General features: G+C 49.7%; 15 protein-coding genes and 1 riboswitch. Of the genes, 10 read left to right on the top strand and 5 right to left on the bottom strand.

Going from position 1 to position 21,168, the window contains the following annotated elements; genetic code table 11:
- The first annotated feature begins 425 nt into the window (after positions 1-425).
- The 8 genes from ACN5NT_RS00720 (at position 426) to ACN5NT_RS00685 (ending at position 10,037) form a co-directional block, all read left to right on the top strand.
- Positions 426-2,030, top strand: a complete 1,605-nt coding sequence (locus ACN5NT_RS00720; protein ID WP_419174127.1) for a peptide ABC transporter substrate-binding protein — start codon at positions 426-428, stop codon at positions 2,028-2,030.
- 97 nt (positions 2,031-2,127) lie between these two features.
- Positions 2,128-3,051 carry an oligopeptide ABC transporter permease OppB gene (gene oppB, locus ACN5NT_RS00715; protein WP_136799342.1) on the top strand — a complete coding sequence of 308 codons (924 nt, stop codon included), beginning with the start codon at positions 2,128-2,130 and terminating at the stop codon, positions 3,049-3,051.
- 30 nt (positions 3,052-3,081) lie between these two features.
- Entirely contained in the window at positions 3,082-3,975 is an 894-nt protein-coding gene (locus ACN5NT_RS00710) for an ABC transporter permease subunit (protein WP_419174450.1), read from the top strand.
- Positions 3,975-4,937 (top strand): ABC transporter ATP-binding protein, encoded by a 963-nt coding sequence (locus ACN5NT_RS00705; RefSeq protein WP_419174449.1) that lies wholly within the window; start codon positions 3,975-3,977, stop codon positions 4,935-4,937. The genes ACN5NT_RS00710 and ACN5NT_RS00705 overlap by 1 nt, the downstream gene beginning before the upstream one ends.
- Complete coding sequence (locus ACN5NT_RS00700; RefSeq protein WP_136799340.1) at positions 4,937-5,950, top strand: ABC transporter ATP-binding protein; 1,014 nt, start codon at positions 4,937-4,939, stop codon at positions 5,948-5,950. The genes ACN5NT_RS00705 and ACN5NT_RS00700 overlap by 1 nt, the downstream gene beginning before the upstream one ends.
- A 1,107-nt stretch (positions 5,951-7,057) precedes the next feature.
- Positions 7,058-7,903: a hypothetical protein gene (locus ACN5NT_RS00695; protein ID WP_136799339.1), complete on the top strand. Its 846-nt coding sequence runs from the start codon at positions 7,058-7,060 to the stop codon at positions 7,901-7,903.
- 3 nt (positions 7,904-7,906) lie between these two features.
- Entirely contained in the window at positions 7,907-9,220 is a 1,314-nt protein-coding gene (locus ACN5NT_RS00690; RefSeq protein WP_419174126.1) for a Ni/Fe hydrogenase subunit alpha, read from the top strand.
- Between the two features lie 226 nt (positions 9,221-9,446).
- A complete protein-coding gene (locus tag ACN5NT_RS00685; protein ID WP_419174125.1) occupies positions 9,447-10,037 on the top strand; it encodes a DNA-3-methyladenine glycosylase I in 591 nt (196 codons plus the stop codon).
- Positions 10,038-10,074: 37 nt separating this feature from the next.
- On the opposite strand, the gene ACN5NT_RS00680 is transcribed toward ACN5NT_RS00685, so the two are convergent.
- From ACN5NT_RS00680 to ACN5NT_RS00660, 5 genes are all read right to left on the bottom strand, one after another.
- On the bottom strand, positions 10,075-10,569 hold the full coding sequence (locus tag ACN5NT_RS00680; protein WP_136799336.1) for an HPP family protein: 495 nt from the start codon (positions 10,567-10,569) through the stop codon (positions 10,075-10,077).
- Between the two features lie 255 nt (positions 10,570-10,824).
- Entirely contained in the window at positions 10,825-12,609 is a 1,785-nt protein-coding gene (locus ACN5NT_RS00675; protein ID WP_419174124.1) for an SLC13 family permease, read from the bottom strand.
- A gap of 99 nt (positions 12,610-12,708) precedes the next feature.
- On the bottom strand, positions 12,709-14,331 hold the full coding sequence (locus ACN5NT_RS00670) for an alpha-keto acid decarboxylase family protein (protein WP_419174123.1): 1,623 nt from the start codon (positions 14,329-14,331) through the stop codon (positions 12,709-12,711).
- Positions 14,332-14,516: 185 nt separating this feature from the next.
- On the bottom strand, positions 14,517-15,509 hold the full coding sequence (locus ACN5NT_RS00665) for a sirohydrochlorin cobaltochelatase (RefSeq protein ID WP_419174122.1): 993 nt from the start codon (positions 15,507-15,509) through the stop codon (positions 14,517-14,519).
- 119 nt (positions 15,510-15,628) lie between these two features.
- Positions 15,629-15,837, bottom strand: a riboswitch (cobalamin riboswitch).
- A 162-nt stretch (positions 15,838-15,999) separates the two neighbouring features.
- Positions 16,000-17,085, bottom strand: a complete 1,086-nt coding sequence (locus ACN5NT_RS00660; protein ID WP_136799332.1) for a TRAP transporter substrate-binding protein — start codon at positions 17,083-17,085, stop codon at positions 16,000-16,002.
- A 727-nt stretch (positions 17,086-17,812) separates the two neighbouring features.
- On the opposite strand from ACN5NT_RS00660, the gene pta reads away from it, so the two are divergent.
- Complete coding sequence (gene pta / locus ACN5NT_RS00655; RefSeq protein WP_419174121.1) at positions 17,813-19,936, top strand: phosphate acetyltransferase; 2,124 nt, start codon at positions 17,813-17,815, stop codon at positions 19,934-19,936.
- A complete protein-coding gene (locus ACN5NT_RS00650; RefSeq protein ID WP_136799330.1) occupies positions 19,933-21,141 on the top strand; it encodes an acetate kinase in 1,209 nt (402 codons plus the stop codon). Before pta ends, ACN5NT_RS00650 begins: the two co-directional genes overlap by 4 nt.
- Positions 21,142-21,168 lie beyond the last annotated feature (27 nt).

Below are 21,168 nucleotides of genomic sequence, written 5' to 3'. Positions count from 1 at the left end.
CCTTTTCTCTTGTCTTTCAGGGTACGATTGTGGGTAATGGGGTTGATACTCTGTGTTTCTTTATGACAAATAACTATTCATATTATGGTGAAATTGTCTAGTATGGACTGTTCAAATGCGGTATCTTTATTTCGGTGCCTCAAAAGTTGCAGAAATCGTAATGTAGAGAATTTCCTATTGCGATCATAGTCAGGTGGAAGTGGGGGAGTTGAAAAAAACCTGGCGTTGCCATGTTGTTGCAAGTTACTTAAATAAATAGGCATTTATGCCTGACAGGTTGTTGCGGTCGTGATTCCTGCTTGCCAGAGTGGGAAAATCCTTTTATGAACAGCGACAATAGGCATTTCAGCAGATGAGGTGTCTATGGCAGAGTTCTTATCGCTGAGTTTGAATAGTGGTTTCAAAATTAACTTTGGAGGACCTTTATGAAAGGGAAACAGTGGATAAAGCTGTCAGGTGTACGAAACGCCTTTTACGCTACCTGTATGTTTGCACTTATCACGGCAGGCAGCGCATTCGCAGGCGGTACGCTCAGAGTCGCAACTATGGGTGAACCCGCTTCACTCGATCCACACAAGGTGAGTGGTACCTGGGAAAATTATGTCGTGGGCGACATGTTCCTCGGGCTGACTACAGAAAACCCGAAAGCAGAAGCTGTTCCCGGTGTCGCTGAGTCCTGGACCATCTCTGATGATCTGAAAACGTATACATTCAAGCTGCGTAAGACAAATTGGTCTGACGGCACCCCATTTACTGCCAATGACTTCGTTTACTCAATGCAGCGGATCCTTCTTCCGGAAACTGCTGCTGAATATGCATCCCTGCTGTATGTCATCGAGGGTGCTGAAGAGATTAACAGTGGTAAGGCTGCTCCAGAGACTCTTGGGGTAACTGCACTTGATGACTACACTCTTCAGGTTCAGCTGGTTGGTCCTGCACCATACTTCCTCGACCTTCTGACTCACTACACAGCCTATCCTGTACCAAGGCATGTTATAGAAAAAGTGGGTAACGACTGGACTAAGCCTGAGAATATGGTTGTTAATGGACCTTATAAGCTGGTTGAGTGGTTGCCGAATACCCATGTAAAGCTCACCAAAAATGAGCAGTATTACGATGCCGGTAACGTATCGCTCGACAATCTTACCTTTTATACCCAGGAAGATCGTGCTGCGGTACAAAAGCGTTTTCGCGCAGGCGAAATTGATGTTGCCATGGATTTCGCCTCTGACCAGATTGACTGGCTGCGGGAAAATCTGCCGAATGAGACACGCATTGCTCCGTATCTCGGCGTGTACTACTACCCTATGAACACCAGTGTACCTCCTTTTGATGATATCCGTGTTCGCCAGGCTCTCTCATTGTCGGTAAACCGTGAGGCGATTGTTGACCGTGTATTGAAGACCGGTGAAATTGCTGCCTACTCCTTTGTTCCTCCCGGAGTTTCTTATTACGAGAAACCAGCCGAGGTTGAGTGGAAGGATATGCCGTATCCAGAGCGTGTGAAAAAAGCAAAAGCGCTTTTGGGCGAGGCTGGTTTTAACAAGGATAACCCTCTCAAGCTCACTCTCCGCTACAACACTTCTGAGAACCACAAGCGGGTAGCTGTGGCGGTTCAGTCAATGTGGAAGCAGATCGGTGTTGAGGCCCAGCTCCACAATTCCGAGGTAAAAGTTCATTATGCAGACTTGAAGCAGGGTGATTTCCAGGTAGCTCGTGCAGCCTGGATTGCCGACTACAACGACGCCCAGAACTTCCTCTATCTGCTTGAGACCCGCACCGGTGCCAATAATTACGGACGCTACTCAAACGAGAAGTTTGATTCTCTCATGGAGCAGGCTGAAGTAACCGCGGATCTCAAAAAACGTGCGGAAATGCTTTACCAGGCCGAGGCTCAGGCCATGGCTGATCAGCCGGTTATTCCAATCTATCACTATGTCTCCAAAAACCTTGTTTCCCAGAAAGTGGACGGGTTTGTTGATAACGCGAAAGACATCCATCGCTGGAGATACATTACCATCAAAGAATAGTGTGTAGTCCTCCTTTTGCCGGAACCTCAAGCGTTCCGGCAAAAGGTGGTACTGATTTCCGCTATCACAGATACAAAACATACTCGGGGAGTAACGTATGTTTGCCTATGCCGTGCGTCGTTTGGGTAGTGCCATACCGACGCTGTTAATTATCATCACCATCGCCTTTTTCATGATGCGGCTTGCCCCTGGTGGTCCCTTCGACCGTGAGCGGCAATTACCGCCGGAGATTGAGGCAAACATTCTGAAAGCCTACAATCTGGACAAGCCGGTTCATGAGCAGTACCTGATTTATCTTGGCAACATACTCAAGGGTGATTTCGGTCCGTCCTACAAGTATCTCGATTTCACCGTTACCGATCTGATTGTCGCCGGTTTTCCAGTGAGTCTTCGCCTCGGTCTTATGGCGATCACCCTGGCGATGCTGATCGGCATAACGGCCGGGACCATTGCGGCCCTGAAGCAGAATTCAGCTTTTGACTATATGGTGATGGGTGTGGCAATGACGGGTATAGCTATTCCCAACTTTGTCATGGCGCCAATTCTGGCACTGGTATTCGGGGTCTATCTTTCCTGGCTACCTGTTGCCGGGTGGGGTGGTGGAGCCTTGCAGTATCAGATATTGCCGGTCATCACTCTCGCTTTGCCGCAGATTGCCTACATTGCCCGCCTGACCCGGGGTAGCATGGTTGAGACCATGAATTCCAATTTTATAAGGACCGCACGGGCGAAGGGACTGGCAGAGAAGATTGTTGTGGTGAGACATGCTTTGAAAGGCGGCCTGCTGCCTGTGATCTCATATCTGGGACCAGCGACGGCAGCGGTTATCACAGGCTCTGTTGTTATTGAGTCGATCTTCGATGTGCCGGGCATTGGCAGGTATTTCGTCAACGGGGCGCTCAACCGCGATTACCCTGTGGTCATGGGCGTGGTGATTTTCTATGCGGTCTTGATTATGGCGTTGAACTTGATTGTGGATCTCATTTACGGATTCCTGGATCCGAGAGTAAAGGTTGAATAAGTGGCTAATACAACACCATCCAAACCATACATGAGGGACCAGCTTAACGGGCTGGATATACCGGAAGCGGTCAAAGGGCGCAGCCTGTGGCAGGACGCCTTACGTCGTCTGCTCCACAACAAGGCTGCCGTCGCCTCGATGATTCTTTTGGGCATTATCGTGCTATTGGCCATTTTTGCACCGTTTCTTTCGTCCTGGGCCTTTGACGAACCTGACTGGGGTTATGATTTTCCTGGCGCACCGAACGCAGAGCTTCAGCACTGGTTCGGTACGGATGGCAACGGTCGTGATCTTTTTGTGCGAACTCTGTACGGTGCCAGAATCTCCCTGATGGTCGGCATTATTGCCACCACGGTCAGTCTGCTCATTGGTGTTACCTATGGAGCTACGGCAGGTTTCCTGGGAGGCAGGGTCGATAACGTCATGATGCGTATTGTAGACATCCTGTATTCCCTGCCGTTTATGTTTTTCGTTATCCTGCTCATGGTCTTTTTCGGCAGAAACATTTTCATGATCTTCATCGCTCTGGGTGCGGTGGAGTGGCTTACCATGGCCAGGATTGTCAGGGGGCAGACCCTGTCGGTGAAGAAAAAGGAATTTATTGAGGCAGCCCACGCAGTGGGTGTCTCGAACTGGAAGATTATAACGCGGCATATCATCCCGAATGTTCTGGGGCCTGTCATTGTCTATATGACCCTTACCATCCCCCAGGTCATTCTCACCGAGTCTTTTCTCTCCTTTCTCGGCCTTGGTGTCCAGGAGCCGCTGACCAGTTGGGGTGTGTTGATCTCTGAAGGTGCCAAACAGATCGAGTCTGCGCCGTGGATGCTGTTCTTCCCGGCACTGTTTCTCGCGATAACCCTGTTCTGCTTCAACTTCATCGGGGATGGTCTGCGTGATGCGCTTGACCCCAAGGATAGGTAATTATGCTTCTTGATGTACAAAACCTGACGACACGTTTTTATACCCACGACGGTGAGGTCTGTGCTGTCAATGATGTGAGCTTTTCTGTTGAGGCTGGAGAATGTCTCGGGATTGTCGGGGAGTCCGGCTCGGGCAAGACCCAGGTTTTCATGTCGATCATGGGGTTGCTGGCCAAAAACGGCAAGGCCGAGGGAAAGGTGTATTTTGACGGCACGCAGATCCTCGACCTGAAAGCGGCAGATCTGAATACTCTTCGTGGAGTGGAATTTTCCATGATCTTCCAGGACCCGATGACCTCACTCAATCCGTATCTCAAGGTCTCAAGACAGATGACCGAGGTGCTGATGGAGCACAGGGGGATGAGTGAGGAGGATGCCACCGCCGCTTCGGTCCGCATGCTTGATCTTGTTGGTATCCCGGAGTCGAGAAAGCGGATTACCATGTATCCCCATGAGTTTTCTGGCGGTATGCGACAGAGGGTGATGATTGCCATGGCTCTATTATGCGAGCCGAAACTATTGATCGCAGACGAGCCGACAACAGCGCTCGATGTAACGGTTCAGGCCCAGATTCTCGAACTCCTGGCTAAGCTTGGTAAAGAGCTGAATATGGCTACGGTTATGATTACCCATGACCTTGGCGTGATAGCGGGACTCAGTGACCGGGTTCTGGTTATGTATGGCGGCAGAATTGTTGAGCAGGCCAGTGTCCATGAGATCTTCAACGATCCACAGCACCCGTACACCAGGGGATTGCTCGATTCCATGCCTCGGCTTGATGATGAGGGGGCAGAAGCCCTGCATACCATTGCCGGCCAGCCGCCAAACCTGCAGGATCTTCCTGGTGGCTGCAGCTTTGCACCACGCTGCGAGCATGTGATGGCTATCTGTCAGGCTGAACGGCCGGAGTTAAAGGAATCCGCTGGCGGACGTAAGAAGGCATGTCATCTGGAGAAGTTGTAATGACGGAAAAAAAAGAAAATATATTTGAAGAGCAGGCGCCTATCCTCACCGTCCGGGGGCTGAAGGTCTATTTTCCTATCAGTAGTGGCAGACTGTTTTCAAAACCAGTTCCCCTGAAAGCAGTCGATGATGTCAGCTTTGATGTCTATGCTGGAGAGACCCTGGGTATCGTCGGTGAGTCCGGGTGTGGCAAATCGACCCTTGGCCGGGGCGTGCTGCAACTGTTGAAACCGACCGCCGGTGAAGTGGTCTGGCACGGGAAGAAGATTTCCGGGCTTCGATCGCGGCAGATGATTCTGTATAGAAAGGATTTGCAGATCATATTTCAGGACCCACTGGCCAGCCTGAATCCGAGAATGACCATCGGTGATATTATCGCTGAACCGTTGACTGTGCACTATCCGGAACTTACGGCAGAAGAGCGGAAACAGAGGGTCGAAGAGATAATGGATCAGGTCGGTTTGCTGCCTCTGATGATCAATCGCTACCCCCATGAGTTCTCTGGTGGCCAATGCCAGCGTATCGGCGTGGCGAGGGCGATGATTCTGCGTCCGAAACTGATAGTCTGTGATGAGCCTGTCTCTGCCCTGGACGTTTCAATCCAGGCCCAGATCGTAAATCTCATTCAGGAGCTTCAGAAATCTTTCGGGCTCTCGTTGATATTTATCAGTCATGACTTGTCGGTTGTTCGTCATATCAGCCACAGGATCATGGTGCTGTATCTTGGTAACGTGATGGAGATCGCAGATAAGAAGGGTCTCTATGATGATCCCCTGCATCCATATACCAAGGCGCTCATTTCAGCAGTGCCTCTGCCTGATCCGGAAAAAGAGAAGAAGAAGCAGCGTGTTGTGCTTGAAGGTGACCTCCCTTCTCCGGTTTCACCACCTTCAGGTTGTGTTTTCAGAACACGTTGCCCGATTGCCCAGCCAGTCTGCGCCAGTAAAAAGCCGACCTTGCAGAATGTTCGTGATGGTCGAATGGTTGCCTGCCATTTCTGGGATAAGCAATAAATTACAAAATACAATTAGATCACCTCAGTAGTTGAAATCTGTGAGCCCTGATGAGAAGTCTCATCAGGGCTCAGTGTTTTATTGGGAATCACTATCTTCTTAAAAATATCGTAAATACAGCAGCCTGGAAGTTGGTTTCTGGAAACCACACCATGGTTTCCAATTTGATAAAGGATTTATTGGCAATATGCCTGTTTTGGTCTATTGGGTGGACCTGCTGGTGCGAAGGCTAAGAATATCAGGTCTATTTCTGCTAATGTGCTGAATTATCATTTTTAAAAATATCGATAATTCAGGTCGGCTGGTCGGGAAATAGTCTGGAGGGGTACTTCAAAAATATGTGAAGCCCTAAAAGCAGATCAGGAAAGGCCCAGAAAGGCTTGGCAGGAAAGCAGGTTTCGATGAGGGAACGGGATGATAGTCCCCGCCTGGAATCCTCGAATTCATCAGAGTTATTTTTAAGGGTGCGTAGAATTTTGTATTGAGCTGCAACTGCCCATATGTATGAAGGGCTATATCTCTTTTTTAGGTATATGAGACAAATGGCTTTTAGGCTCAACCGGTTGCGGCGAATAGTTCACTGGAGTTGTTTGGTCAGACTGGTTTTTCTCGCATATACTGCCTGACCTGGTTTTGGTTCCGAAAAGAGGTGTCGGCCCGTGAAAATATAGTTCACCGAGAAGGACTCCTGCCGCTCATCGGGCTTGAAAGCCCTTGCAAATGGCTTCACTCCGTTGATAGACTCAAGTAGCATCATGTTAAATTTTTCTACACGGGTGGGCTATCTGGTGGACCAGGGCAGGGCCCTGTGTTTTCGTGATTTTCTTGCCTTTTCGAGAGTGCTCTTGTATCTTTGCCTCTCGTTGATGTGCAACCAGTGAGGGAAGCAATTCACTGTATTGGTACCGTTTTTAATAACCAACCTCTTGTCCTCTGCTGTAGTCCCCTGCCACTTATGTCCGTGTAGAAGGGTTTGCGAATTCAGAAAAGCCTTACGATCTCAAATTCATGTGAAGCGTATGGGTATGGTTGCCTAATTCCAGGCAAGATGTAGTCGTAAGCAGGAAATCAAGAGTTAATTTTATAGTTTATGCTGATGGAGGAACTATGCAATTTGCTGTTCTGCAGCTAACAGGCTGCGCCGGGTGTGAAGTCTCTCTTTTGAACGCAGGAGACGAACTCGATCTCGCTAAACTCGCTTATATGCCGCTGGTGGTTTCCACCCATGATGTTCCGGAAGTTGATATATTGCTCGTAACCGGTGGTATCAGAACGGATGAAGATCTTTTTAAGCTCAGAGAAGCGGCGAGCAAGGTGAAAAAAATTGTTGCCGTAGGTACCTGTGCTATCTCAGGCGGTGTTGCTGGCCTTGGAGACCGCCATGATATCAGGAAACACTTTTTGGCGACAACCCATCAGGGCCGGGTCCCCAGAATGTTGCCCAAGTGCAAACCGATTGATACTGAAGCTGAGGTGGATATCTACCTTCCGGGTTGCCCGCCGGTACCGGATCTCTACGTGAAGCTTCTTAATGACCCAGGATCCCTGAAGACAACCTCGATTGTATGCAAGGAATGCGGCAGAAGAAAACCGAAAGACCTGAGACCTACCAAACTCACTGAATCTATCCACAAGGATGAGGATCCGAACGTCTGTCTGGTAAAGCAGGGGCAACTCTGTGTGGGCACCTCGACCAGAAACGGTTGCGGTGCGCCATGTCCTAAAGCTGGTTTCCCTTGTGTTGGTTGCCGGGGACCTTCCAATAATCTCATTGAGAAAGATGCAAACGCCTGGTTTGAGAGTCTTGCAAATGTATTCCGGCGGATGACTGATATTGATCCAGAAGAGATTAACGAGGCACTGAGGTCCCCGCACCTCGCGCTGTTCCTGTTCCAGTTTTCCGACTATACCGAAACAGAACTTGAAAGTCGTCCAAAGGAGAAGGTGCTGTAAAAAATGTCTACTACAATTCAATTTCCGATTTCCCGAATAGAGGGCCACGCTAAAGTTGTGGTGAACCTCGATCATGGCAAAGTCCTGAACGCTCGCTTTCTTGCGCAGGAATACAGAGGTTTTGAACAATTTCTAAAAGGGATGCCAGCCGAGCAGATGCCGGTGATTGTCCCACGGGTATGTGGCGTCTGTTCCACTTCTCATCATCTTGCGGCGGTGGAAGCGCTGGAAGATGCCTATGACGTCAAACCTCCCCCTGTTGCTGAGAAAATTCGTCATTTGATGATGGTTGGCCAGCTGGTACAAAACCAGGCAACTTCACTGTTCTTTTTTACCCTGCCGGATAAACTACAGGCCACCTCAATTTTCGGAGCCGATGAAAGTGCAAGTAAGGATGCCCTCGGCAGTATCAGCAAAAAAGCCATGGCTGTCCGCAAAATTGGTACCGAGTTGATTGCCATAGCAGGTGGCCAGTTCATTCATCCTGTAAAAGCTGTTGTCGGCGGAGTTGTCTCTGGTATCGACAAAGCTGCGGCCAAAGAAATGCGCAAGAAGATCAAGGCCGCAATTCCCATCGCCTGCAGTCTTTTTGACGAATACTGGCAATTGAGTCAGAAAATGACCAAAGCAGTTGGCGACTGGGAAGGAGACGACCCTTTTTACTATATGATTGCTGTGGATAAGAATGATCCGACCCGCCCGGTTGATCATGTGACCATGCAGAAATCGGATGGCTCAGAGACCGTTACTTTCAGGCCGGAAGATTTTCGTGAGAATCTGCAATTTCATCAGGTGCAGGACAGCTTTTCCGCCAAGACTTCATTCAATGATTTGCCCATTCGCGCTAACAGTCTGGCACGTATGAACCTGATCGAGTCAACGGGCACGCCCATTGCCAACGGTTATCTTGAGCGTTTCCGTGTACAGTTCGGCTCACCTGCCCACCAGATTCTGCTTTTTGACCTCTGTCGTGGAATTGAACTGATTAATGGTCTTGAGCGTGCGGACAGGCTGCTGGCAGAGAACCTGATGGATGGTGAGATGAGTGTACCTGTAGAGCCGCGCGATGGTTTTGGTTATGGCTTGGTTGAGGCACCTCGGGGACCGCTTATTCATCATTATCAGATCGAGAATGGTCTGATCGTTAACGTGGAGTTTGTGATTCCAACAGTGCATAACAACTTCTCTATCGAGCGGGCCTTGACCACCATGGCCAAACGTTTTGTCCATGAAGATAGAATAGATATGGGCCTCGACAGTGCAATGGGGTGGGTCGTGCGGGCTTTCGATCCATGTATTGCTTGCGCGACCCATTAAGTATTCGAAAAGCGTTCTGTGGTTGCTGCAAGCTATAGGTTTTGAAGCAGCATGGAAATCGCATCAACATTTGAAAGCGGCACAACCGGATAATCGGTTGTGCCGCTTTTTTTTTTTCAATCCAGTCGATAAACTGATCAGCAGGAAAGGATATGTTATAATGGCTGGTTCTGGCTGAATCAGCTGAAAAGCATTGAATACGAATATAGAGAATTTTGGAGTGATAATGACAAAGCAACGGTGCTCATGGTGTGATATGAACTCCCCTGAATATATCGACTACCACGACAATCACTGGGGCGTGCCGGTCTATGATGATCGGTTACTGTTTGAAATGCTTGTTTTGGAAGGAATGCAGGCAGGATTGTCCTGGCTTTCGATTCTTAAAAAGCGAGAAAATTTTATCCAGGCTTTTGACAATTTTGAGATTGCGGTGGTTGCACTATATGGTGAGAAGAAAGTCGCAGAGTTGCTTGTGGATGCGGGAATTATCCGCAACAAACTGAAGATCAATTCGGTAATTACAAACGCAAAGGTATTCCTGGAAATTGCAGAAGAATTCGAAAGTTTTTCAAAGTATCTCTGGGCTTGGGTAGGCAATAATCCGCTACAGCACGAATATAGTGATAGACAGGAAATACCTGCCAAAACAGAGCTTTCTGAAAAGATTTCAAAAGATCTCAAAAAGCGGGGGATGTCATTTGTTGGGCCGACAATCATCTATGCATATATGCAGGCGATCGGGATGGTCAACGACCACGACCCAGGCTGTTATCGCAGGGAACAGGTTGCTGCCCTGGCAGGCCCAGCGCAATAAACGGGTCGCGGGTTTCCTGCCAGGCTAAAATACTGAATCAGTAATTTGCAACCCCTTCCGTGGGACTACACAGGATATCGGTGATGGTTTTGTATACATCACGCAGGTAGACGACTCCCAGCACCTTGCCTTCTGTACCAATCACCGGCATTCTGCGCATTTGTTCCACCAGCATAATGTCGGCACAGCGCATGATGGAATCGTTGAGGTTGATCACCTGAACATTCTCGGTCATGATATCCCGAACATGCAATGACCTGGCGCGTTCAGTTCTGTCAGCGCGCATTGTCTCCCAACTTGAATTATCGTCCATCAGTCCATCAAGATACATATACGAAGGGATAAGCAGTCTCAGGATGTCTGTGGTGGAGACGATACCGACCAGTTTCTGTTCACTGTCCAGCACTATGATGGCGTTGAGTGATAAGCCGTGGGAGCGTCTTGAGTGTTTCATGGTCTCGATTGCGTCGAGAACGGTCATCTCAGGAGTCAGCCAGTTATCTAACGGCTCCATTATATCTCGTACTTTCATGCAACCTCCAGATGATTTTAAAAGGTCTATCCTGTGAAGGGTGAGAGGGCAAGAATCGATAACTGCAGCAATTAATTGTTATGACAGCATGATAGCATAGGAATGGCAAGTTGATCAAATTTAATACTCAAAAATATCAGTAAAATAGAAATTATGCTACCCCCCGTCTTCTCCCTGGGTAAAACTACTGCGATGTAGTACAATGTGCTGAAAATACATTCAAACCCGATACAGCAAGCGGTTGCCCGGTTTTGTTCAGGAAAGATGGAATGGCCAGATTACAGGGATCAGCAGCGTGCCGGCCAGCACCACAAATATGTTCAGCGGGATGCCCAGCTTGAGGTAGTCCTTGAACCTGTACCCGCCGGGACCGTAGACCATCAGGTTGGTCTGGTAGCCGACAGGGGTTGCGAAACAGGCGCTGGCACCTATGCAGATTCCGATGATAAAGGGCTTTGGGTCAACCCCGATTCCAAGTGCGGTAGAGATTGCAATGGGCAGCAGTAATACGGCGGTGGCGTTGTTGCTGAGTATCTGGGTTGAGATAGAGGTGAGCAGGATCATGCCCCCCAGGACGAGGGTGGGGGACATATCCGAAAAAAGGCTGAGAAAGGCTTCGGCATAAAGCTGGCTGGTGCCGGTTTTGGCCATGGCTGCACCAAGGGCGATGGTGCCGGCAATAAGCATCAGCACATCCGCCTGCAGTGCGCGGTACGCGTCACGCATCTGCAGGCAGCCGGTGATGATCATCAGGAAGGCAGCGGTCAGGGCACAGGTCATTATGTCGGCAAAACCAAGTGTCGCGGTCACCACCATGCCTATGAAGTTCACTATCGACCAGATGGCTTTTCTCTTGTGAACAATCTCTTCGTAGACGTCTTCAATAACGATACATTCCTGATCGGAGCGAATAGTGTCGAGCTTACTTTCAGAACACCAGATTAAAATGATATCGCCGGTCTGCAGGCGAATATCATGGATTTGCCTCTCGGTAAGATGAAGGTTGCTCCGCTTAACGGCGATGATATGCACATCAGGGTCTTTGGCCAGGTCAGTGTTTGCCAGTCGCCTACCGCGCAGGGGAGAATGCGCGGAAATTATCAGCTCCACCACTATAGGCGCATCCTTTTGTGCTCCCAGCAGCAGCCCGGTTTCAGAAGAGGGCAGTTCGACCTCCTCATTATGCAGGATAGCAACCAGGTCATTGAGTGAGCTCTTCACCAGCAGGATATCATCGCCTGTAATGGTTATGGTATCTCGTCCCGGATAATAAATGTGACTTTTATTAATAACCTCGAGTACCTCAAGGTTGGGGTGCTTGTCGCGAAACAGTGTGTTGGCGGGCTTGCCCACCAGCTTACTGTCCGGGCGGATCTTGAGTTCAGCAAGGTACTGGCGATGGGAGCCGTCTTCGATATTGCAGATCGGGTTTGCCAGTTCAGGCAATACGCGTGGCGCTGCTATAAGCAAAAAGAGAATACCCATAACGGCTATGGGCGCGCCGATAATAGAGAGTTCAAACATGGTGAGCGCACCGTAGCCATATTCATTGCTGAGATCACTGATGATGATATTGGTGGAGGTACCGATAAGGGTACAGGTGCCGGCAAGAATAGAGGCGTAGGAAACCGGGATCAGGAACTTTGAAGGGCTCAGGCCAAATTCACAACACATTGCCATCACCACCGGGATGAAGAGGATAACCACCGGAGTATTATTGATAAAAGCAGAGGCGATGGCAACGGTTATCAGGATCAGGGTGAGGGCCAGCAGAGAACTCCCATTTGCGAAATGAATTACCTGTCTGCCAAGGAACTCAACGCCCCCCGTACGCATCATTCCCTTACTCACCACAAACATGGCACCAACGGTGATAACGGCGGGATTGGCGAAGCCGGCGACTGCCTCTCGAGGAGTGAGGATACCGCTGACCACCAGGGTCACCATGATACCGATAGCGGTCAGGTCCACCGAGATTTTCTCAGAGATAAGCAGGTAGAGCGTTACAATGAGTAGCGCGGTGATAATCCAGGTTTCCATACCAGGTCCTCTGAGGATGCAGGTGTACCTTTTAGCCGGCGATGTTGTCCGGTGATTTTTTATGACAGGCTATGATGTTGATGAATGAAATAATTATCATTATTTAAGTGATGTGAAGTACTCCTTTATGCGGCGCATCATTGGTGCGTGATCTTCCCTACTGAGAATTGCTTCTATGAGATAAGGACCATCTATCGTGCAGGCGTGGTGAATGGCCCGATTGAGTTGAGCCGCAGTCTGAACACGGACACCGGGACAACCCAGAGCTTCCGCATACGCGACATAATCCCAATGGGCCAGGTTGTAGTAGTCTCTGTGTTGATCGAGGGCGGCGAGCATCTTGTAATATCCATTGTTTAAAACAAGCACTATCGGTTTGTGGCCCTGGGCCACCAGGGTAGAGAGTTCACTGCCGGTCATCTGAAACGCTCCGTCGCCAACCAGCACCAGTGGCCGAAGATCAGGAGCTGCCATTGCTGCCCCCAGGGCGCCGGGAACAGCGAAACCCATTGAGGCGTAGTAGCCGGGTGCCATAAAAATATCCGCGTTGAGCTCAAGCCCTGCAAACCAGGCATCGCCGACATCAGCAAGATAGCTGAATTTCGATTGATCAATGGTTTTCAGACATTGAATCAGGGCCACGGTATTGAGCGGTGCAGATTCATCTATATCTACTGTTGCCAAAGTTTTATCTTTCACCAGATGGACTCCCGGTTTTCTGGCACTATCCGGTCTGGTGCTCGCCAGGAGTTGCATAAGCGGGGCTATGGGGAGCTGGGGATAGATGTGGTGTGATATCCGAACCTCTGAGTCGCGAATTTCGAGTATGTTCGAGGATTCGAGGTGAGCGGTCCAGAAGCCGGTATTAACGTCTGAGTAGATTACCCCTACAGAGAGAATAAGATCAGCACCTTCGAGAGTCTCACGGGCGAGTTTGCTCCCCATTTCTCCCATATAGATGCCGGCAAAATGGGGGTGGGATTCTGGGAATGCCCCTTTGCCCATTACAGAGGAGACCACAGGAAGCAGCCACGATTCGGAAATGGTGCGAACTGCATCCATCAAGGCGTGCCTGCGAATACCAACCCCGGCGTAGAGCACAGGACGCCGGGCCTTTTCAAGGGCGGCAGAAATTTCACCGGCTGCCTCAATGATCGCGGCGGTATTGACAGGTCTATCTTGATCCGGCGCGGATGGTTTAGGAGGAGTCGGTATTTCGACTGAAGTCATGTCGATGGGGATTTCAAGGTAACCGGGTCTCTTCTCAGCCAGGCAGGCGGTGAGTACGCGATCAATTTCGTCTGCTGCGGTTGCTGCTTCGTTAAGTGCTGCTGTGGCGCAGGTAACCTCTTTGAATATTCTATGCTGACTGCCATAATCTTTTACAAGGTGATGAAAAGAAGGCTCAGTTTTTCTCCCGCAGACATTAGGTGCGCCACTGATGACCACGACCGGTGAATTTTCGGCATAGGCCATGGCCATCGGGTTGATCATATTGAGGCCGCCGACGCTGTAGGTGGTGAGCACGGCACCAAAACCTTTGAGTCGGGAGTACGCATCTGCAGCAAAAACACAGCTGGGTTCATGAGTGCAGACAACTGTTTGCATGCCATAAGCAGCCTGTTCCGCGTAGAGAGGAAGGGCAAAATCACCAGGAATGCCAAAAGTACAACGAACGCCGTACTGTTCAAGGCGACTGAAAAGATAATGAGAAAGTTTCATTATTTCTCCCTGTAAGATGGAAAGGTAAAAGAGCACGTACCTTAACTATACTTCATTTTTGGCAGGCTCAAGAAATGACTTGGGGACGGTAGGAGGAGGGCAGAATAAAAAAAACGGGACATCAGGTAAAATCATGATGCCCCGTGGCGGGTGTTCAGGGTTGTCTGAGCTAGATATCCGGGTTCTTATCGTATCTCTATTCCTGCCTCGTTGGCGGCATCGGCGATATGGGAGACAAATATTTTAGCGAAGTCATCATTTGACCCGAGCCCCTGCAGTATCGGAGTTACTTCATAACCTGCCTGGACCAGGATAGATTTCCAGGAATCCTCCTCATCACCTGCCATATCGTTGACAGCATGGTCTCCGGCAACGATCATAAAGGGAACCAGGGTTACCTGTTTTTTATCTGATTCTTTCATCTGGGCGAGCACGTCTTCAACGGACGGAGATCCTTCAACAACCCCAATATACGTTTCGATGTCAGGATAGAGTTCGCGCATTTTCTTCTGGGTTTCGGTATAGATGCCAGTCGACCAGTATTTATTGCCATGGCCCATATATACCAGCATGGAGTTATTTTTCCGGGCCTGTTCAACGTTGCCGGCCAGGGTCTGAATAACCTTGTCCACATCCTCATGGTATGGGTAGATGTCGCCGGGCTTACCGAGTGCCGGACGGCCCATAACAATAGAATTAATAGGCTTCCAGCGTTCTTTCATGGTGTTGATGGAGCCCAGCGCATTGACGTATTGCTGCAGGTCGTATGACTGCTCCATATAGAAAATGTGGGTGGGTTGGACGATGATGTTGGTGTAGCCATCTTCTAACAGATCTCCAACGGTGGCGATAAAGTTCTTTACATACAGCACTTCTTCGGGGATCCCTTTGTCGAGCCACTGCTGAGGCTCTGCCTGTCGTTGTTTCCAGACCCGGCGAATAATGTTTGAGGTGAAGGTGATGCGGACCTCGGTTTCCGGATAGGCACCCCGCACTGCATCGGTGATATTGGTGATCGATTGTAAAGCGGCGGGTACGGTGCTACCGAAATGGGCAACGACTATGGCCGTCTTGGGGTTGGCATGGTTGCCGGTTTTGCCTGAAGAAAAAGCACTGGTGGAGCTGAAGAGAAGCAGCATGAGGGTAACTGCAAGATACAATGAGCGGCTGAATTTCATAAAATTCTCCTGGATTGTGGCCGGGTGTTCCGAACCTTTACGTTGATCAGAATGATCAAATGATTCGGGGATGCCCTGTATCACCACGTATCTAGGTCAATTCTCCTTGTCCACGGAAGAATCGTCTCTGTATTCCAGGCAGGTCTTCTGACTTCCGGATCAATCGTTTACTGCGTCTTCCCAACCAGGAGTGATGAAATATTGCAAACTCCATAAACGGCCAGTGACATAATTGCAGTAATTGTCCCCGGTTACAGCGGCGGGCCCGTCCCTGATTTACACAGGGTTCCCTCTTCGGCACAAAGGCACCTGAAAACAGCAACATTTTGAATGGAGAAGGCTCAAAAGTCAATATTTATTTGACAATGATTAGGAGCATTTGTGGTATGCAGACGCGGAGATGGGTGGCAGGAATTGGGCTGCCGGATGGGAAGTAAACTCCGGCAGCCTGTAATGTGTGAGGCGGGAGTACGGGAAGATACCTGTACCTTTACTCCTCAGTCAAGGCTTTGGCTGTCTGCAGGTAGTTGTACTCTGAAATGTTGATCCAGGCTCTTGCCTTGGCCATATATGCACGCTGGGACTCAAGTACTTCTTTAAAATCCGGATTTTCAGCTGCATATGAATCATACAACTCATCTGCAGCCTGTTTCATGGCCTTGAGAACAGGTGTCGGAAAGGTCTTCACCTCGATATTCGGGTATTCCGTTTTCATCTGGGCCCAGGCGTCTACGCTGCCTGCAAAATTATCGGTATACATATCGGCGGTGACCGCTTTCATGGCGGCTATCAACATGGTCTGATATGATTTGGGCAGTTTTTCAAAGGCGTCCTTGTTGATCAGAAATTGCAGCTCTGTGGCAGGTTCATGCCAGCCGGTATAGTAATATGGGGCGATCTTGTGAAAGCCCATTTTGATATCCATGGCGGGGCCAACCCACTCAAGGGCATCGATTGTGCCGCGATCAAGAGAAGTATACAGTTCACCCGGGGGGATATTGGTTACATTGACACCAAGTTTGGCAAAGACTTCACCGGCCAGCCCTGGAATACGCATTTTGAGGCCATTCAGGTCTTCAAGGGAGTTAATTTCTTTCTGGAACCAGCCACCCATCTGGACACCGGTATTGCCACCGGGAAAGCTCAGAACACCAAACTTGTCATAAGTCTTTTTCATTAATTCCATGCCACCGCCGTGGTAAAACCAGGCATTCTGCTCATTGACGTTCATGCCAAAAGGTACGGTGCAGAAGAAGACCGTGGTGATATCCTTACCTTTCCAATAATAGGAGGCGGTGTGTCCCATTTCATACTGGCCGCCTTTGGTCATATCGAGGATACCCAGAGCCGCTTTATGCTTTTCGGCCCCTTCAACACGAATGACAAAATTGCCGTCACTCATTTCTTCCACCATCTTGGCGAGATTTAATGGCGCTGTGGCAAATGGGGTGAGGGTTGAGGACCAGGTCATTGCAAGTTTCCAGCGGATTTTCTTTTCTGCCAGTGCAGATGTGGCAGGGAGGGTGCAGATGGTCAGGGCAAGACAGAAACTAAACAGACGCAGAAACACTTTCATGAGTTCTCCTCCTTTGGATGAAAGGCTTAACTTCAGTTGAAGAAGTAGCTGCTAACATACCTGAAATGAAAATGACAACGATGCTGCTGTAGTTACCTGGCAGAACCCCCAAGCCGATTGGTTCCGGCAATCGGTCGATAACTGAATATAGGTATATACCCTTTATTGGTCAGGTAAAAAAGAAAAAAAGAGGTCGTTGTATGTCAGGGAAGAGGCTTGAAGCGAGGTGGAACGGTTGAATCGGAAATGCAGAACAAAAAAGGTCAGACCATTGCGAAAATAAAGGTCGTACCAATGCGTGCAATGTGATCGGAACTCAATATCAAGGGGTTGGCCGTGGACTGTGATCTGCTGATCTTCAAATGTTTAGAGGCGAAATGGTAAAACAGTAGAATATCTAGACGAAAGGCAATGCACTGGGCGAGATGTGGTAACTTGGTATTATGGAAAACCTGGTTTCTATCTGAAATGGCGTGAAAAGTGTTGTTTCTCCCATGCTTCTCGGATAATATGTCAGCCGATTTCAGATGATATATTGTGAGTCTGTTTGCGTTGTCATATGCTCTTCTTCCTGTTCTGGTGGTGCAGCAGGTTTTGGTGATTATACTTCCAGTAATTCAACGTCGTTTTGCATGCTGCCGCCATCCATATCATCTGTTGTCAACATACGACGGTAAACGAGATCATGCTTTCAGGTTGTTTTTGCTTAGAATAAAACGGAGAGACTATGTCGACCAATTTGTATATCACGGCCACAGAAGAGCGGAGTGGGAAGTCGGCTGTTCTGCTTGGAGTGATGCAGATGTTGCTGAAATCAATTGATCGGGTTGCCTTCTTCCGTCCGGTGATTCAGGAACCAGAGCCGGGTTGGGAAGATCCGGTAATCAATCTGGTCATTGAGCACTTTGATCTGGATATTAACTACGAAGATGCCTACGGCCTCACTCTTCAGGAAGCGCAGGAGTTGAGCAACTCCGGCCAGGAGGCATTGCTTCACGACATCATCTTAAACAAATACAACGCACTCAAGGCAGAGTTTGATTTTGTTCTCTGTGACGGCACCGATTTCCGTGGCAAGGATATCGCCTTTGAATCAGCACTGAACACAAGTATTGCGGCTAACCTCGGTGCTCCGGTTTTACTCATCTGTTCAGGCAGGAAGAAAGAGACTGAAGAACTGGTACGCCTCACGCAATTGAGCCTGGATACTCTGGCCGATGAGGGTGTCGATGTGATGGCCTGCATCGTCAACAGGGCGGCGGAAGATGTGCGGGCTGAAAATTTCAGCAGAGTGAAGGCAAGAAAAGGACAAGCGAGTCTGCCGCTCTATGTCATTCCAGAGCATCATGAGCTGAGCAATCCAACTGTCGGAGACGTTAAGCGTTGGCTCGGTGCCCGTACCATGTACGGTGAAGAGGGGATGACCACCCTGGTGGAAAACTATGTGGTAGCTGCCATGCAGATCGGCAATTATCTCCAGTATATCAAGCCGGGTTCAATGATCATCACCCCGGGCGATCGAAGTGACATCATTCTCTCCACCATCGCATCCCGGCTTTCAACCACGTATCCGGACATTTCGGGAATCATACTGACAGGTGACCTGTTGCCGTCGGAGAATGTCTTGCGACTCCTGCAGGGGCTAAGCTCAACGGTACCGGTGCCGATTCTTTCCGTTGCCGGGCATACCTACCAGACCATAGAGCGTGTGGGGGAACTGTATGGTTATATCGAGCCCCACGACACCCGCAGGATAGCCACTGCCATGGGTGAGTTTACCAAACATGTCGACACCAAAGAGCTTGGCAGGAGCATCGTCACCACCAGACCGAGCAGGGTAACACCAAAAATGTTTGAGTTTGCGCTGCTCGAGAAGGCGAGCCGGAATCTGCAGCGTATAGTTTTACCGGAAGGCACCTGTGACCGAATCCTGCAGGCGGCGGATATCCTCCAGCGTCGCGGAGTCGCCAACCTGGTGCTTTTGGGTAGCGAGGAAGAGGTTCGTATGCGGGCCACGGGCTGTGGGCTGGATCTCAAATGGGTTGAAATTATAGATCCGGCGCGCTCAAGCCTGCTTGACTCATTTGTCACGGAGTACGTTGAACTTCGTAAGCATAAAGGTGTGATAGAAGAAGTGGCCCGTGACAGAATGTCTGACCCTACCTACTTTGGTACCATGATGGTGCATAAGGGGCTGGCTGATGGCATGGTATCCGGTGCCGAAAACACCACGGCACACACCATTCGGCCTGCTTTTGAATTTATCAGGACCAAGCCGGGATTTACAGTTGTTTCATCGGTCTTCATCATGTGCTTGCGAGATCGTGTTCTGGTCTATGGCGATTGTGCCGTAAATCCGAACCCGACTTCGAGGCAGCTCGCCGAAATAGCTATCAGCTCAGCGGAGACCGCCCGAATTTTCGGGGTTGAGCCACGGGTTGCCATGCTCAGTTATTCCACCGGCAGTTCAGGCAAGGGTGAAGATGTTGAGCGCATCATTGAAGCTACGGCCATTGCACGCGAGCTGATCGCTGAGCGGGGGCTGGATCTGCCTCTTGAAGGGCCGATTCAATATGACGCGGCAATAGACCCGGATGTGGCAGCCACCAAACTCCCCGGCTCTCTGGTTGCAGGCCGGGCGACAGTTTTTACCTTTCCGGATCTCAACACCGGCAACAATACATACAAAGCGGTTCAGCGCTCGGCAAACGCCGTGGCCATCGGGCCGATACTGCAGGGATTGAATAAGCCTGTTAACGATCTGTCCAGAGGATGCACCGTGGAGGATATTGTTAACACAGTAGCTATAACCGCCATTCAGGCACAAGCAGAAAAAGAGGGTTTAAAGTGAAAGTATTAGTTATCAACTCAGGGAGCTCAACTATTAAATTTCAGCTGCTGGATATGCAGGATGAGTCTGTACTGGCTGCAGGAATAGTCGAGCGAATCGGTCAGCCGATGGGACTCGTTAAGTGTGAACTCAGGCCTGACACAGATGCTGAGGAAGTCATCAAAATAGAAGCAGAAGTCGTGAACCATGAGCAGGGCATGCGTAAAGCTGTTGAACTGCTCGCCGATGCGGATAAAGGTGTTATTGCTGATTCAAGCGACATTGATGCTGTTGGGCACAGGGTTGTTCACGGTGGTGAGGAGTTCCATCAGCCGACCCTGGTAACCGATGAAGTTCTTGCTGCTATTGAAAAGTGTGTGCCCCTGGCTCCCCTGCATAACCCCGCAAACCTCGATGGTATCATGGTTGCTCGCGAACTGTTCCCCGATGCTGCCCAGGTCGCAGTTTTTGATACCGCTTTTCATCAGACCATTCCGGCGCATGCTTTCCATTATGCCCTGCCGTACGAAATGTACGAGAAGCATCGCGTACGTCGTTACGGTTTTCACGGTACCTCCCATGCCTTCGTGGCAGGAGAATGCGCCAGGTTGATGGGTAAGAAGCCGGAAGAGTTGAACATCATCACTATCCACCTCGGTAATGGCAGTTCCATGACCGCAGTTGAGAAGGGCAAGTCCATCGACACCACCCTTGGTCTGACTCCGCTTGAAGGTTTGGTAATGGGTACCCGCAGTGGTGATATCGATCCTGCGATCTTCCCTTTTCTTGCCAGGAATTGTGGTATGAATATCGATCAGATCGATGACATGCTGAACAAGGAGTCTGGCCTGATGGGGCTTTGCGGAATGAGCGATATGCGTGATATCCACGATGCCATCGATAAAGGTGACGAAAAAGCGAAGCTGGCTTTTGAAGTACAGACCTACAGAAACCGTAAATATATCGGAGCCTACATGGCAGCGCTCGGCAAGGTTGACGCCATTGTCTTTACTGCCGGTATCGGCGAGAACGATGATTTAGTTCGGGCCAAGTCCGTGGAAGGACTTGAGCCGTTCGGTATCATTCTTGATCAGAAGCAAAACGCCCAGCGCGTGAAGAAGCCGACCCTGCTCAGCACCCCCGAGAGCAAGGTGCAGATCTGGGGTATCCCTACCAATGAAGAGCTGGCAATCGCACGCCAGGCAGTCGGCATTGTCGGTAAGTAATCCTGTCGCTTGCAAAGTGATTACTAG

This window comes from Desulfosediminicola sp. (assembly GCF_048381775.1).
GTDB lineage: Bacteria > Desulfobacterota > Desulfobulbia > Desulfobulbales > Desulfocapsaceae > Desulfopila > Desulfopila ganghwensis.
Note: the sequence above shows the minus strand (reverse complement) of the source record. Positions and strands in the feature narration are given on the sequence as shown.